A 15,629-nucleotide genomic window follows, 5' to 3' on the forward strand; every position below is an offset into this window, starting at 1 on the left:
ACGCGGATCAGTAGTCGGCGTCGGTGGTGAAGATGCCGTAGAGCGAGGCGGCCACGACGTCGTATCCCAGCGTCAGATACTCGCCCGGTGCGATCTCGACGCTCGAGGGGTTGCCCTGGTCGCTGTTGCCGGCGTCGTAGATCGGCGTGGACGTCGCCGCGAGCCCGTCCCAGCTGCCCGACGGGTCGTCGATCATGATGCCGCTCGTCGGACGGTTCGGGCGCGTGATGTCGCCGTACGTGAGCAGCACCCGGCCGTCGCTCGTGAGCAGCTGGTGGTGCGACTGCGCCGGGATGTCCGTCGCGACGGCCGTCGTCCAGGTCTGACCGTCGTCGAACGAGCGTGACAGGTAGGCCCGGACGGGCGAGGACGTCGTGCGGATGAGCGCCACGATCTCACCCGACGGCAGCACCGTCAGGTTCGGCTCCTGATAGGCGATCGTGCCGACCGCGATGGTCGACTCGTTCGCGGCGTCCCAGGTCAGGCCGCCGTCGGTGCTGCGCACGACGGTCGCCCGCGATCGCGGATCGGTGGGCAGATCGCCGTAGAGCGGGATCAGCAGGTCGCCGTTCGCGAGCTCGACGATCGGGCCGTGCGTGAACGCGGCTCCGGTCGGCCGCGAGCCGTTGCTCGGGCCGCAGCTGCAGCTCATCTGCGTGTCGACCGCGGCGGGCGCCGACCAGGTCGCGCCGTGGTCGGTCGACCGGACCGTGAACGGTCCGTGCGCGGCGTGCGACGGCGTCCACTGCGTGACGAAGTAGCTCAGGATGACGGTGCCGTCGCTGAGCGCGACGAGCTTCGGGTCGCGCGCGTCGTAGGCGATGTCGACCGCGACCCTCGGCGGCGACCAGGTGTGCCCGCCGTCGCTGCTCTCGGTGACCTTGATCACGCCGTCCGCCGCACCGTGCTCGGCGGCCTCGTGGTAGGCCACGAGGATGTTCCCGTTCTGCAGGGTCACCGCGTCGGGGAAGCGGATCTCGTTCGGCGGTGCGGACGTGGCGATGAGCACCTGATCCTCGGGCGTGATGAAGATCTCGCGCGTCGCCGTGACCGGCACGCCGTCGGGTCCGGTGACGGTCGCGCCGATCGCGGCGCTGCCCGTCGCGCTGTACGTGTGCGACCCGCTGATCGTGACATAGCCTTCCGCGTCGGGAGCCGAGAGGGTGGCGGCACCGGTGGCGCCCACACCCCAGACCACCTCGGCGGTGTAGTCGGCGGGCGTCAGTCCGGCGGCGGGCTGGAACCGCGCCACGGGCAGGTCGGTCAGGACCTGGCCGACGGATGCTCCGCCGGGAGCGATCACCTCGACACGCGTCGCCGTCGTGGCCGAGGCCGGAAGGCTCGTGCGGAAGGCGAGGTCGTCGATGAGCACGTTCGTGCCCACCGGCGCGGTGCCGGACGACCCGATGAGCAGCCCGCCGAGCGACGTCGCCGTCGCCGCACGTACGCTCGTCCGGAGCACGGTGCCGTCGAACTCGAGCTGGGCGGCCGTCGTGGTGGCCGCGATGCGCACGGTGCCCCAGGCGCTCGTGGGGCGCGCGACCGCGCCGACCTGGTGCCAGGCCGACCCGTCGTAGGCGCGCACCGAGATGCCACCGGCGTCGAGCGCCCGGAGGCTGAGCCGCCAGACCCCGTTCGGCGCGGTGCTCGCGCCGCCGAGCACCGCGACGACCAGACCCGCGTCGAGCTGCGCGACGGAGTAGCGGAACGAGATCGTCTTCTCGGGCGCCGCGGCGTTGCCGCAGGTCATCCGCGTGTGGACGCTCTCGCTCTGGTCGTTGAGACGGACGGCGTTCCCGGTCCGGCCGCCGACCGTGGCCGATGTGACCTGGACGTCGCCGACCACGGTGCATCCGGCCGGCTCGGCGCCCGTCGGCTCGCCCGCGAAGGTGCGCGCGGCGAAGGCCCCGGTGGGCACGGCGCCGTCGACCTCGAGGTCGTCGACGTAGGCGACGACGCCGACCGGCGCGGTGCCGGAGGACCCGATGGTGACGTCGTCGAGCGACGTCGCCGTCGACGCACGGACGTCGGTGTCGATGACGGCGCCGGCGATCGCGAGCTCGGCGCGCGAGGTCGTGGCGGTGAGTCGCACGTCGGTCCACGCACCCGCGGTCGCGGCGGCGTTCACGTGGCCGACGGTGTGCCAGGCGGCCCCGTCGTACGCCCGCACGAGGATCTGCGAGCCGGCCGCCGGGGCGAGGCTGAACCGCCACGCGCCGTTCGCCGACGCGCCGGCGCCGCCCAGGGCGACGAGGAGCGCGACGTCGTGCTGCTCCAGCGAGAGGCGGAACGCCACCGACTTCTGGGCGGCCGCGGTTCCGTCGCACGTGAAGCGGGTGTGCACCGTCGAGCTCTGGTCGCTGAGCCGCACGGCGCGGTTGCCCGCCGCGCTGCCGCCGAACTCGGCTGCGGCGACGGTGACGTCGCCGACCGCGGTGCAGGCGGCGGGCGGCGAGCCCAGTGGCTCATCATCGAAGCCGCGGGGCCCGGTGTCGGCGGCCGCTGCCGGTGCCGAGCCGAGCGCCGCGGCGCAGAGCGCTGCCGCGAGCACGAGTGCCGCGCCGGCGCGAGATCGTCGTCGTACAGGTGTCATCGTGAGCCTCCCTGATCGTTGGCGTTAACATGGCACGCTGTTCCATTCCATGTCAACGATCAGTGGTCGCCCGGCCGGGGATCGGTCAGGCACCCGCGAGACGCGGCCTCACTCCGAGCTCGATCGGGACCCCGCCCTCGACGGGATGGTGGCACGCGACGAGGCGATCGCCACCCCGGACGGGCCTGAGCTCCGGAACGACGGTGGCGCACAGCTCATCGGCCTTCCAGCACCGCGTGCGGAATCGGCACCCCGACGGCGGTGCGGCCGCAGAGGGCACATCGCCGTGCAGCACGATGCGCTCGCGCGCCTCGGCCGGGCTCGCGGGCGGTACCGCCGACGCGAGGGCCATCGTGTACGGATGCGCCGGGTCGTCCAGCACGGTGTCGACCTCGCCGGTCTCGACGACCGTGCCGAGGTACATCACGAGCACCCGGTCGGTCACGTGGCGCACGACATCCAGGTCGTGGGAGATGAGTACGTACGCGAGCGACCGCGACTCCCGCAGCTCCATCAGGAGGTTGAGCACCTGCGCCTGCACCGAGACATCCAGCGCCGAGACCGGCTCGTCCAGGACCAGCAGCTCGGGGTCGAGAGCGAGCGCGCGGGCGATCCCGATGCGTTGCCGCTGCCCGCCGGAAAACTCGTGCGGGTACCGGTTGCCGGCGTCCGCGGCCAGTCCGACGGCATCCATGAGCGAACGCACCTCGGCCGGGCCGGAGGCCCGATCCCAGCGCCCGAACGCGCGCAACGGCTCGGCGATGACCTCCTGGACCGTCATCCGCGGATTGAGCGAGGACTGCGGATCCTGGAACACGAACTGGATCTGCTCGCGCAGCGCGCGCAGCTGCTGCCGCCCGGGGCGCGTGACGTCCGCGCCGCGGTACGTCAGCCGCCCCGACGTGGGCTCGTTCAGGTGCACGACCGCGCGGCCCGTCGTGCTCTTGCCGCAGCCGGACTCGCCGATGATGCCGAGCGCTTCGCGCTCGCGCACGTCGAAGCTCACCCCGTCGACGGCACGGATGAGCTGCTTGGGACCGAAGGCCGAGCGCAATGGGAAATGCACCTTGAGGTCGTCGACGCTCAGCAGCGGCGCGGCCGAAGCCGAGGTCGAAGCCGAGGCGGAAACCGACGCGCTCATACCAGTGCCCCCTGCCGTTCGTCGCGGTAGTGACAGGCGCTCAGGCGCCCGTCGTGACTCAGCTCCAGCGCCGGCCGCTCCTCGTCGCACCGCTCCGAGCGGTACGGCGACGCGCACCGCGGCGCGAAGGGACATCCCTTCGGGAGCTGGTTCAGCGCGGGCGGACGGCCGGGGATGGCGAAGAGCGGCTCGCCCCGGTCGTGCGCTGAGGGCCGCGCGCGCATGAGCCCGACCGAGTACGGATGCCGGCTGTCGGCCCACAGCTCGGCCGTGTCGGCGACCTCCATGATGCGCCCGGCGTACATGACCACCACACGCGAGGCGAACTGCGCGATGAGGCCGAGATCGTGCGTGATGAGCACGACCGCCACGCCGAGCACGTCGCGGACCCGCACGAGCACGTCGAGCACCTGGGACTGGATCGTCGCGTCGAGGGCCGTGGTCGGCTCGTCGGCGATGATCACCTCGGGATCGTTCACGAGGGCCATCGCGATCACGGCACGCTGCCGCATGCCGCCCGACCACTGATGCGGGTACTGCCGGGCCCGATTCGCGACATCCGGGACGCCGACCAGCTCGAGGATCTCGTGCGCTCGCCGGCGCACCTCCGCGCGCGAGGCGCGGGGGTGATGGATCCGGTACGCCTCCTCGATCTGCCGGCCGACCTGCAGCACGGGATCGAGCGTGGTCATCGGGTCCTGGAAGACCATGCCGATGCGCGCGCCGCGGACCTCGCGCATGCGGCGGTCCGAGATCGCGACGAGATCCTCCCCGTCGAGGCTGATCCGGCCGCCGACCACCGCCCCCGGCGGCAGCAGGCGCATCACGGCGAGCGCGGTCATGCTCTTGCCCGAGCCGCTCTCGCCCACGACGCCGACGATCTCGCCGGCGCCGACCTCGAAGCTGACGCCGTCGAGGACGCGGACGGGCCCCGACTGACCCGGCAGGTCGAGCGTGAGCTGATCGATCGAGAGTTTGCTGGTCACGTCAGATCACCTGTTCTTCCGAGGGTCGATCGCGTCGCGGAGGCCGTCGCCGACCGCCATGGCCGAGAGCACGGTCGCGGCGATGAGCACACCCGGCGGGATCCACAGCCAGGGCATCCCGGAGAGCACGGTGATCGACTGCGCCTCAGTGAGCATGTTGCCCCAGCTGGGCTGCGGCGGACGGACGCCCGCGCCGAGGAACGACAGCGCGGATTCGAGCAGCACGGCCTCCGACACGAGCAGCGTGGCCGCCACGGTCACGGGCGGGAGCACGCCGGGCACGAGGTGCCGGCGGATGATGTAGCCCGTGCGCGAGCCGAGCACGCGCGCCGCCTGCACGAACTCCTCCTCGCGCAGACCGAGCACGACGCCGCGCGCGATGCGCGCCGACGACGGCCACGAGAGCCCCGCGATCACTGCGATGAGCATCGGCACGCTCGGTCCGATGATGCCCGCGAGCACGATCACCACGAGCACCGGCGGCACCGAGAGCATGAGGTCGATGATGCGGCTGATGATGTTGTCGGTGGCCCCGCCCGTCCAGCCGGCGATGACGCCGGTCAGGGTGCCGATGGTCACCGCGATGAACGCGGCGAGGAAGCCGACGGCCAGCGACACCTGGCCGCCGTAGAGCAGCCGGCTGAGCACGTCGCGCCCGGTCGAGTCGGTGCCGAGCGGATGCAACTCGGAGGGCGGCTGCCGGATGGCGGTGAGGTCGATCTCATTGGGCCCGAACGGGCTCAGGACCGGGGCCAGGACGCTCGCCGAGACGATCACGACGAGGACGACCGCCCCGATCACCGCGACCGGGTTGCGGAGGAATCGCCGCATCGCGGCCCGGTCGGGCGACAGGGCCTTCGGCTCGAGCGCGGGAGGAAGCGTGGTCGCGGTCATCATCTCGCCGTCCTGACTCGGGGATCGACGACCGCGTAGAGCAGGTCGGCGATCAGGTTGCAGGTCAGCACGAGCACGGCGACGTAGAGGCCGAACCCGATGATGACCGGATAGTCGCGTGTGGTGAGCGCGGTGATCGCGAGCTGCCCCATGCCCGGCCAGGCGAAGACCTGCTCCAGCACGACGGCGCCCGCGAGGAATCCGGGGATGTACAGCGCGAGCACCGTGACGAGCGAGATGAGGCTGTTGCGCAGCGCGTGCCCGACGACCCGCCGCGGCGAGGCGCCCTTCGCCACCACCGCCCTGACGTAGTCCTTGCCGAGCTCCTCGAGCATGCCGCTGCGGACGTAGCGGATGAACGGCGCGGCGACCGTGAGTCCCAGGATCGTGACCGGCAGGACCATGTGCATGAGCAGGTCAGGCAGGTCGTTCCGGCCCGAGGAGTACATGCCCGATGACGGGAAGATGGGGATGCGCAGGGCGAAGACGTAGATCGCGAGCATCGCGAGGAAGAAGCTCGGCACGGCGATCGCGATGACGCTCAGGCTGCTGATCGCGTAGTCGGCCGAGCGGTTGCGCTTGACGGCGGCGATGACGCCCGCGGGCACCGCGATCAGCAGCCCGATCACGATCGCGGTGCCCATGAGCAGCACGGTCGGGCCGAGCCGGTCGGCCAGGAGCTGGCCGACCGGCTGGCCGTTCGCGTAGGAGTATCCCAGGTCACCCGTGAGCATCCCGCCGAACCAGCGCACGAACTGCACGTACAGCGGCTGGTCGAGGCCGAGCCGTTCGCGCAGGCCGTCGAGGTACTCCTCCCGGCCCTCTCCGGCCACGTCCGGCGGCACCATCATCTCGACGGGGTCGCCGGGCGCGAGCCGGACCAGTCCGAACAGCGCGATCGCGATGACGAAGAACACCGCGACGCTGGAAAGGAGGCGGGTGACGAGGGATCGGACCATGCTTAGCCCGTCACCGTCCAGTCGGCGGCGTTCCAGAACCCGTTGGTGAAGTCACCGTGCGGCACGAAGCCCTGGAGCCGCTCGGTCGTCGCCCAGATGGTGTCGGGCACGTTCAGCCAGATGTACGGTACGTTCGCGTTCTCGAGGCGCGCGGCTTCCTGGTAGGACTCGGCGCGGACCTCCTGGTCCGCGGTCGCGGCGCCGGCCTTCATCGCGGCGTCGAGCTCCTCGTCGCAGATCTGGGTCATGTTGCCGCCCGTCGGGTACAGGACGCACGAGAAGATCGGGAACGTGCTGGCGGGGTCCGGCGTGTACACGCCACCGCCGAACAGGACCAGGTCGAACGTCATGTTCCGGTAGCTGTCCGTGAGCATGCCGGCGTCGACCTGGTTGGCGACGGCGTTCACGCCCGCCGCCTGCAGGTTCTCGATGATCACCGTGGCCATCTGGTCGCGGTCGCGCTGACCCGGCACCCACGACAGGGCGATCTCCTGGGCGGGATCCCAGCCGGCCTCGGCCAGCAGCGCGGCTGCGGCGTCGGCGTCGTACTCGTACTCGTCGAGGTCGTCCGGGATGGCCCATGGCGTCATGATCGAGGTGTTGAGCGCCGAGGCGTAGCCGCCGAGCACGCCGTCGATGATGCCCTGACGGTCGATGGCCTGCACGAGCGCCTGACGCACGCGCGGGTCGGCGAGGTAGGGCTTGGAGCCGTTCACGCCGAGCCGGTTGAAGCCCGCCGACGGGCTCGCCTCGACGGTCACGCCGGGCAGCGTCTCGACCGTACCCATGTCGAGCGGCGAGACCTGCACGAGGTCGAGCTCGCCCGTGCCGAGCTGCGCGGTCGCGACGTCGCTGGTCACCATCTTCAGGTAGAGCGTGTCGATGCCGACGTCGGTGCGGTAGTTCTCGTTGGCCGAGAGCTCGATCTGCTGGTCGACCTGGAACGCGTCCATGACATAGGGCCCCATACCCACGTTCGGCAGGTCGAAGAACTCGTTCTCCAGCAGCGTCGCGCGGTCGGCGTCCGCGAGCACGTGCTCGGGCATGATGAAGAAGACCGTGCCGTAGCCGATGACCGAGAGGAACCCGGCATTCGGCTCGGAGAGGACGATCTCGACCGTGTTCTCGTCGACGGCCGTCACGCCGGCGAGCGAGTCCGCCGATCCGTCCTGGTACGCCGCGTAGCCTTCGACGCCGGAGAGGCGCGACGACCAGGCACTCCCGACCGCCGGGTCCGCGAACGCGTTGTAGCTGAACACGACGTCATCGGCCGTGAACGGCTCACCGTCGCTCCAGGTCAGGCCTTCCCGCAGGTGGAAGGTGAACGTGCGTGCGTCGTCGGAGACGTCCCACGACTCGGCGAGCCGGGGCTCGAACTCGAAGTCGGGGTTCGTCGTCAGCAGGTTGTCGAACACCAGCGACATCGTCAGCTGTTCGGCGCCCTGGGCCGACTTCAGCGGGTTGAACGAGACCGGCTTCTGGTAGAGGTACACGTTGGCCGAGGTCGGGCCGGTCGCTTCGGGGGCCGGAGCGGGATCGGACGTACAGCCGGTGACGAACAACATCGTTGCGGCGACCACGGTGGTGGCCGCAAGCAATCGCTTTCTCATCAGTTCTCCTTCTGTGATGCCTGTGATGCGGGGACGGTGGTGCACGGTGGAGCGGGAAGGGTGGTGCACGAGCACACGGCGCGCATGGAGCGCACGCCGGTCACCAGGCGATCTCCACGGGCTCGCGCGTGGCCGCCGAGTGGGCCACGCCGTCGAGCGCACGGGAGAGCGCGAGGAGGTCGGAGAGGGGCGGCGTCGCGGTCTCCCCGCGCGCCGCCGAGGCGAGTCGGCCCAGCAGTGCGACGACCGAGTTCTCGCCGTACGGCACGCGCCGCTGGCCGGCCGAGCCGCGGACCGTCAGCGCGGGGCGCGTGAGGTCCGCCATCGCGGACCCGTGCGTGCCCTGCACCCGCACGGCGGCGCGCAGCGGTGAGGCATCGCCCGAGGCATCCGTCGCCGTCGCCGGGAGCCGGCTGACGTGGGCGCTCACGACGACGTCGTGCGCGCCGGTGCCGAGCAGCGTCCACGAGGCGCCGTCTGGGGTGCCGCCGGCCTGCAGGCGGATCTCGCCGGCACCGGTGAGGGCCCGCACGAGGTCGAGCAGGTAGACGCCGAGGTTCCGCAGTTCGCCGACCGGGCTGAGCCCGTCGCCGGACGGCACGACGAGCTCGGCGAACACGGCGCGGAGCAGGCCGACCTCTGCGCCGCGCACCGCGGCGAGCAGGCGAACGAACGCCGGGTGCGCGGCGAGATGGTGGCCCGGGAGCACGTGGGCGTCGGGCACCGACGCGACGAGGCGCTCGAGCTCCTGGGTGGAATCGAGGGTCGGCTTGTCGAGCAGGACCGGCATGCCGGTCTCGGCCGCGTGCCGGAGCAGCGTGATCCGGTCGTCGCCGCGCAGACAGGCGACCGTCGCCTGAGCGGGGCGCGTGGGCGAAGCCGACTGGTCGAGCGGGACGCCGAGGTCGGCGGAGAGCCGCGTCGCACGGCCGATCTCGTCGTCGGTCGCGTGCTGCGGGATCCAGACGCCGACCGGGTCCAGCCCGGCGGCTGCCAGGTTCGGCGCCCACATCCGGCGCTGGTGGTCTTGCGCGCCCGCGCCGCTCACGCCGGCGAGCAGGACGGGGACCCGGGCGGTCATCGGGCACCTCCCACGAGCACGGTGCGGCCGGTTCGCAGGGACGCTTCGGATGCCTCGGCGACCTCGACGGCCGCCACGGCATCGCGGGTCGGCGGAACGACGCTGCCGATGCCACGTGCGGCGTTCGCGAAGCTCTCGATCTCGCGGACGAACGTCCGGGCCGAGCCGCCAGGCACGGGCCACGTCGTGAGGCCGGTCTCGGTCCACGCCAGCAGGCCGTCGGCATCCCACGTGCGCTCGATGAGCCCGGCGTCGCCCGCGACGACGAGCTCGAGGAACGAGCCGGTGCGCGGGCGCTCGGCCCGGCTGACCTCGCAGATCGCGCTGGCGCCCGAGGCGAAGCCGAGTTGGATGACGAGGTAGTCGTGGATCTGCAGCGCCGCGCTGGTCGCGTGCTGGCCCGCGGCGTACACGCTCGTGGCGGGCTCGCCCATCCACCAGGCCGCGAGATCGGTGAGGTGCACGCCGTTGTGCAGCGAGTGCCCGCCGGAGCGTGCCGGGTCGAGCACCCAGGCGTCCCAGCCCGGCCAGATCCAGCCGCCGTTCATGGTGATGCGGACGTAGTTCGGCCGCCCGATGCCGCCCGAGTCGATCGCCGACCGCACGGCGAGGCTCTGGTCTGAGAAGCGATGGCTGTGCCCGACGGCCAGCACCTTGCCGGCGCGCTCGGCGTGGGCCTCGAGCCCCGCCGCGCCCTCGACGGTCATCGCGAGCGGCTTCTCCATGAGCAGGTGGCGACCGGCGTCGAGCACCCGGTGCCCGAGCTCCTCGTGCGTGATGTTCGGCGTGCAGACGATCACGGCCTCGACCTCGGGGGCCGCGAGCAGCGCGTCCACGTCGGGGTAGACGGCGCAGCCCTCACGATCCGCGACCTGCGCGGCGAGTCCCAGCGCCAGGTCGGTGACCCCGACGAGCCGGGCCTCGTCGGTGCTGCGCAGCGCGGCGAGATGCGAGGCGGCGATCCCGCCCACGCCGATGAGCGCCACGCCGAGCGGCGTCCGCGGCTCAGACATTCGCGCGCCCGTGCTGCCGGACGGCCGAGAACGCGCCCTCGCGTGCCATCGCGGCGAGGACGTCACCGGCCTGCTCGAGCGTCCGGTCGACGTCGGCGTCGGTGTGCGCGTACGAGATGTGATTGCGCTTCAGCGCCATCGGGTACATGTACGAGCCCTGGTCGATCATGCGCCGGTGGAAGGTGGCGTACGCGTCGTCGTCGTTGCGGAGCAGGTCGCGGTAGCCGCGCACCGCACCGTCGAGGAAGTAGGTGACGAACACCGAGCCGACGCCGGTCACGACGGCCGGGATCTCGAGGTCGGTCGTGATCTCGGTGAGTCCGGCGCGCATGCGCGCCCCGAGCCGGAACAGGTGCTCGTGCACGCGGAGCTCCGGGTCCTGCAACGCCCCGATGGTCGCGATCGCCGCGGCCATGGAGACGGAGTTGCCGTTGAACGTGCCCGCGAGCATGACGCTGCCGCCCTGCGAGCTGAAGTTCGACATCAGCTCGGCCGAGCCGCCCATGCCCGCCACGGGGTAGCCGTTGCCCATCGCCTTGCCGAAGGTGGTCAGGTCGGGCGTCACTCCGCACAGCTCCTGATAGCCGCCGAGCGCGTGCCGGAAGCCCGTGATGACCTCGTCGAAGATGAGCACCGAGCCGTGCTCGCGGGTGATCCGCCGCAGGCCCTCGAGGAACGCCTGTTCGGGCAGCAGCGCGCCCACGTTGTGCGGCACCGGCTCGAGGATGACGGCCGCGATGTCGTCGCCGTAGCGGCGGAAGATCTCCTCGACGCTCTCGAGGTCGTTGAACTCGGCGATGTGCGTGTGCTGCATGGCGTCGTCGAGGACGCCGCTGGAGTTGGGGTCCCACCCGTAGGCGCGATCGGCCGGCGAGATGACGTTGCGGGCGATCGCGTCGTAGCTGCCGTGGAAGCAGCCCTGGAACTTCACGATCCGCGAGCGTCCGGTCGCACCGCGGGCGAGCCGCAGCGCCTGGAACACCGCCTCGGAGCCGCTCATCGTCGTGATGACCATCTCGACGGAGGGGATCGCGTCGACCATCATGCGCGCCGCCGTCACCTCGAGCTCGGTCGCGCCGAGCCCGACGAGGTCCATGTCCCGGATCGCCGCGGTGATCGCGTCGTTCACGCGCTCGTCGGTGTGGCCCAGCAGGATGGCGCCGAAGGCGGCGTGATAATCGGTGAACCGGCGCCCCTCGACATCCGTCATGTACGCGCCGTGCGCCGACGCGAACGTCGCCGGTGCGCCGACGTTCCGGGTGGCGGAGTTGACGCCTCCCGGGATGAGCGCCTTGGCAGCGACTTCAAGCTGCTGAGTAGCCGAGACCACAGATTTCTCCTCGCTGTGTGCCCTGACCGGTGTGTTGCACCCCGGTCGAGGCTGACATGGAACGTGATTCCATATCGTACGAAGCGAACCCTGATCCGTCAACGATGCATTTTCCGCGGGGGCCGCGACCGGCGTTGCGGCGGGGCTCCGGCGGGCGCCACAGCGCCCGCCGGTCGGTCACCGGAGCCCGAGCGCGGCGAGGTGGTCGGACTCGACCAGATGCTCGATCGTCGACGCCTCGATGTGCGGCCAATCGACGGGCCGGCGGGCCGCCATGGCGCGCAGCCCGTCGACCGCCTGCTTGGGCGTCCAATGCGGATAGTCGGAGCCGAAGACGAGCTTGTCGACCACGCCCCACTCCTGTGCCCGCACGAGCGCCTGGAATCCGTCCTGCGGCCGCGACCAGGTCGCCGAGACATCCGCGAACACGCGCGGGTTCTTCCGGATGACGACGATCGCCTCGCGCTGCCACGGGTGGGCCATGTGGGCGATGATCTGCGTGAGATCGGGGTGCCGCCGCGCCACCTCGTCGATCGAGAAGGGCAGGCTGAGCAGCAGCGATCCGGCGGGGCTGGGCGTCGCACCCTGATGCCAGAGCAGCACGAGGCCCTGCTCGGCCGCACGCCGGTAGAACGCGTCGAACCGCTCGTCGGCCGGGTCGAACAGCGCCGTCGCCGGGTACAGCTTGATCCCCCTGAACCCGCGGGCGATGCCGTCCTCGAGCTGCGCGTCCGCGCCGGGCGCCGAGGGATCGAGCGCCATGAACGGGATCGTCTCGATCGGCATGCGCGCGCAGAACTGCTCGACGAAGTCGTTCGGGGTTTGGGCGCCCGCCGCGTGCGAGGTCACCCCGAACACGATCGCCGTGTCGACGCCGCCCTCGATCATCGCCTCGCCGACGGCTTCGGGCGTGTACGACCAGTCGCGGTCCCCGTAGGCCCGGCTCGCGAAGCTCGCCCACTCGGCGCTCCGGTGCTCGGGCTGGTGACAATGGACATGGACGTCGATCACGGATGCCTCCTGCGCTGGTGTTTCAAAATAGAATGCCATTCCACGTTAACGATGGGCAAGCGAAACTCCGCCACGAACGCGCTCGGCTCGGTCATCCGTGTGATCGCGTGTGAATCGCTGTTACACTCACGGGCGCAGTACCTATGGAGGTGGGCCGTGATCCCTGACCAACGGCGAGAAGAGCTGCTGCGTCTCCTGCGGGAGTCGACGGTGCTCTCGGTTCGAGAGCTCACCGAGCAGCTGGGCGTCTCGCACATGACCGTCCGGCGCGACATCGACGTGCTCGAGCGCGCCGGCCGCGCGTACTCGGTGCAGGGCGGCGTGCGGCTCGCCAGCCACCTCGGCGCCGAGCCGTCGCGGCTCGACAAGGAGACGGTCGATATCGGCCACAAGCGCGCGATGGCGCGCGCCGCGGCCGAGCTCGTCGCCGACGACATGACGGTCTACCTCGATGCGGGCACCACGATCCTCAGCATGGTGCCCCACCTCATGGCGCGCCGGCGGCTCACGATCGTGACGAACGACTTCAGCACGCTCGACGCCCTGGCGGACGCCGAGCAGTTCGAGGTCATCCACACCGGCGGCCTCCTCGATCACCGGAACCGGTCGTCCGTCGGCCGCCTGGCGGCCGCGACGCTGCGGCAGCTCAACGTCGACATCGCCTTCATCAGCTCGAGCAGCTGGGATGCGAACCGCGGTGTGACCACGCCGCACGAGGCGAAGGTCGATGTGAAGCGCACCGCGATGGAGACGTCGGCGTCCCGCGTCCTCGTGGCCGGCAGCGTCAAGTACGGGCTCTTCGCCACACATCGCGTCGCCGACCTGCGCGAGTTCGACACCGTGCTGACCGACGACGGCCTGCCTCTCGGCGCGGCGGCCGGCATCAAGGACCGCGGCGTCGAGCTCGTCCTGGCCCCCTCCGACGAGACCGACGTCACGCCCTCACTCGCCGGCTGAGCCCAGCCCGCCGTCCCAGCACGAGTCGTACCGGTCGGCGAGCTCGCGCGCCTGCGCGTCGCTGAGCGGGGTGAACTCCTGTGCTCCGAGTCGCATGAGCACCTCCGACGCCGCCTCGAGCTCGATCGCGGCATCGACCGCGCGCGTCACCGAGTCGCCGGCCACGATCAAGCCGTGGTTCTGCAGGAGCGCCGCCCGGAATGCGAACGTGCGCTGCTCGATCTGACTCGCGAGCTCGCTCGATCCGGGGGCCGCGTACGGGATGAGCGGCGTCTGGCCGACCCGCATCACGAAGTACGGGGTGATGGGCGGCAGCGCGCTGAGGTCCGAGTGCGGCGGCAGGCAGGAGGCCGCGACCGCGGCCGCCGAGTGCAGGTGGACGACGGCCCGGGTGCGGTCCGTCTTCCGGTAGAACGCCAGGTGCAGCGGCGCCTCCTTCGTCGGCCGCGGGCCCGCGACGTGCGTGCCGTCGAGCGCGAGCTCCGCGAGATCGGCCGGCGTGAGCGCGGCCATGCTCGCGCCGGTGGCCGAGAGGAAGACCCGGTCGTCGACCCGCACGCTCAGATTGCCGGAGGTGCCGGGGCTGAGCCCGAGCGTGGCGAGCGCGTGCGCCGCGTCGATGAGGTCGTCGATCGCAGCGGTCGCGGTCGTCGTGGCGATGGTGGTCATGCGAGCCGCCTCCAGGCGTCCAGGAAGAAGTCTTCTCGGCCGAAGTTGCCCGACTTCAGCGCGAGGGCGATCGTGGCCGGTCCGCCGGCCGTGCCGGTGGTCGCGAAGGTCCACGCGAGGCCGGGACCGATCGGCTCACCGACGGCGAGCTCACCGACGCCGAGCGCACGCACGACCGCTCCCGAGGTCTCGCCCCCGGCGACGACGAACCGGCGGATCCCGGCGTCCGCGAACCTCCGTGCGAGCTCGCCGAACGCCGCTTCGAGTGCGACGGCGCGTGCCGATCCGGTGCCGGTCGTGGCATCCACCCGCGTCGCGGTCTCCTCCGGTGCGATCACCGGCGTGGCGCCGGGGTCGCGCGCGAGACATCCGATCGCCCACTCGAATGCGCGCTCGACGCTCGCGTCCAGCTCGTCGACGTCGAGCCGGTGCACCGGCAGACCCGATTCGGCCGCGTAGGCGAGCTGGGCGCGCGTCGCGGCCGAGGCGCTGCCCGCGAGGACGATGCCGGGGCCGCTCCGCAGCCCCTCCGGCGCGGGCATCGCGCCCGATCCGGCCGGCCCGGTCATGCCGAGTGCAAGTCCCGAGCCGCCGGTCACGACGGATGCCTCGGCGGTGGCCTCGGCGATGATCCCGAGATCGCCGTCGTCGATCGCGTCGACCACCGCGTACCGGACCCCTCGCGCGCTGAGCTCGGCGAGCGCGTCGCGCACCGCGGCGGCGCCGCGCCGGACGGTCGCGAGGGGGATCGGCTCGACGCTCGACGTCGTCTGCCGCTGCAGCACGCGGACGATGTTCGAGTCGGTCATGGGCGTGAGCGGATGTCCCGCGAGCGAGCTCTCGTGCAGCGGCACGTCGCCCACGAAGAGGTGTCCGAGGTAGAGCGTGCGCCCGGTGTCGGGGAAGCTCGGGACCACCACGGTGGTCGTCGCCGCCAGGCGTTCGACGACGAGGTCGCACACCGGTCCGATGTTGCCCAGCGGGGTGGAGTCGAAGGTGGAGCAGTACTTGACGTAGATCCGGTCCGCGCCCGCCGCGAGCAGGGCGTCGAGCGACGCCGCGCTCTCGGCGACCGCCTCCGCGACGGGAGCGGTGCGTGTCTTGAGCGCGATGACGAGGGCGTCGGCGTCTGTGGCGTCGGGGGCGCCAGCCGGCACCCCGAACCGCAGGCGCGTGCGGAATCCGCGCGAGACGAGGTTCGCGGCGAGGTCGACCGCGCCGGTGACGTCGTCGGCGATCGCTCCAAGCATTCGGCCACTCCCCTTCGCTGGTGTCGGCTCTCGGCGCCGCTCGCCGACCGTGACGGTGTGACAACATGTTACACACTGTTCCGAGATGTTATTCTGCCGATGCGGTCACCGTCCGATCGCCGAATCAGGAAAGAG

Annotated in this window: 13 protein-coding genes; 1 reads left to right on the top strand and 12 read right to left on the bottom strand. The window is 71.5% G+C overall.

Annotation, left to right across the window (positions count from 1 at the left end):
• Nucleotides 1–7: 7 nt before the first annotated feature.
• The 10 genes from QU602_RS18610 to QU602_RS18655 form a co-directional block, all read right to left on the bottom strand.
• Nucleotides 8–2,593 carry a sialidase family protein gene (locus tag QU602_RS18610; RefSeq protein ID WP_308797944.1) on the bottom strand — a complete coding sequence of 862 codons (2,586 nt, stop codon included), beginning with the start codon at nucleotides 2,591–2,593 and terminating at the stop codon, nucleotides 8–10.
• A gap of 85 nt (nucleotides 2,594–2,678) precedes the next feature.
• Nucleotides 2,679–3,734 (bottom strand): ABC transporter ATP-binding protein, encoded by a 1,056-nt coding sequence (locus QU602_RS18615; RefSeq protein ID WP_308797946.1) that lies wholly within the window; start codon nucleotides 3,732–3,734, stop codon nucleotides 2,679–2,681.
• On the bottom strand, nucleotides 3,731–4,720 hold the full coding sequence (locus QU602_RS18620) for an ABC transporter ATP-binding protein (protein ID WP_308797947.1): 990 nt from the start codon (nucleotides 4,718–4,720) through the stop codon (nucleotides 3,731–3,733). Before QU602_RS18620 ends, QU602_RS18615 begins: the two co-directional genes overlap by 4 nt.
• 6 nt (nucleotides 4,721–4,726) lie before the next feature.
• Nucleotides 4,727–5,617: an oligopeptide ABC transporter permease gene (gene opp4C, locus QU602_RS18625; RefSeq protein ID WP_308797948.1), complete on the bottom strand. Its 891-nt coding sequence runs from the start codon at nucleotides 5,615–5,617 to the stop codon at nucleotides 4,727–4,729.
• The gene (locus QU602_RS18630; protein WP_308797949.1) at nucleotides 5,614–6,573 is read right to left on the bottom strand and encodes an ABC transporter permease; all 960 of its coding nucleotides are present in this window, start codon (nucleotides 6,571–6,573) and stop codon (nucleotides 5,614–5,616) included. Before QU602_RS18630 ends, opp4C begins: the two co-directional genes overlap by 4 nt.
• A gap of 2 nt (nucleotides 6,574–6,575) precedes the next feature.
• Nucleotides 6,576–8,183, bottom strand: a complete 1,608-nt coding sequence (locus QU602_RS18635; RefSeq protein ID WP_308797950.1) for an ABC transporter substrate-binding protein — start codon at nucleotides 8,181–8,183, stop codon at nucleotides 6,576–6,578.
• Between the two features lie 100 nt (nucleotides 8,184–8,283).
• On the bottom strand, nucleotides 8,284–9,264 hold the full coding sequence (locus QU602_RS18640; RefSeq protein ID WP_308797952.1) for a Gfo/Idh/MocA family oxidoreductase: 981 nt from the start codon (nucleotides 9,262–9,264) through the stop codon (nucleotides 8,284–8,286).
• On the bottom strand, nucleotides 9,261–10,277 hold the full coding sequence (locus tag QU602_RS18645; protein ID WP_308797953.1) for a Gfo/Idh/MocA family protein: 1,017 nt from the start codon (nucleotides 10,275–10,277) through the stop codon (nucleotides 9,261–9,263). Before QU602_RS18645 ends, QU602_RS18640 begins: the two co-directional genes overlap by 4 nt.
• Entirely contained in the window at nucleotides 10,270–11,607 is a 1,338-nt protein-coding gene (locus tag QU602_RS18650) for an aspartate aminotransferase family protein (protein WP_308797954.1), read from the bottom strand. Before QU602_RS18650 ends, QU602_RS18645 begins: the two co-directional genes overlap by 8 nt.
• A 177-nt stretch (nucleotides 11,608–11,784) precedes the next feature.
• Entirely contained in the window at nucleotides 11,785–12,618 is an 834-nt protein-coding gene (locus tag QU602_RS18655; RefSeq protein ID WP_308797955.1) for an amidohydrolase family protein, read from the bottom strand.
• 156 nt (nucleotides 12,619–12,774) lie between these two features.
• Here QU602_RS18655 and QU602_RS18660 point away from each other — a divergent pair, with 156 nt between their 5' ends.
• A complete protein-coding gene (locus QU602_RS18660) occupies nucleotides 12,775–13,575 on the top strand; it encodes a DeoR/GlpR family DNA-binding transcription regulator (protein WP_308797956.1) in 801 nt (266 codons plus the stop codon).
• Here QU602_RS18660 and QU602_RS18665 read toward each other — a convergent pair.
• Both QU602_RS18665 and otnK read right to left on the bottom strand, forming a co-directional pair.
• Complete coding sequence (locus tag QU602_RS18665; protein ID WP_308797958.1) at nucleotides 13,561–14,244, bottom strand: class II aldolase/adducin family protein; 684 nt, start codon at nucleotides 14,242–14,244, stop codon at nucleotides 13,561–13,563. The two genes, QU602_RS18660 and QU602_RS18665, sit on opposite strands and share 15 nt — an antisense overlap.
• Nucleotides 14,241–15,494: a 3-oxo-tetronate kinase gene (gene otnK / locus QU602_RS18670; RefSeq protein WP_308797959.1), complete on the bottom strand. Its 1,254-nt coding sequence runs from the start codon at nucleotides 15,492–15,494 to the stop codon at nucleotides 14,241–14,243. Before otnK ends, QU602_RS18665 begins: the two co-directional genes overlap by 4 nt.
• Between the last annotated feature and the right edge of the window lie 135 nt (nucleotides 15,495–15,629).

This window comes from Agromyces protaetiae (assembly GCF_030866785.1).
In the GTDB taxonomy this organism is placed as follows: domain Bacteria; phylum Actinomycetota; class Actinomycetes; order Actinomycetales; family Microbacteriaceae; genus Agromyces; species Agromyces silvae.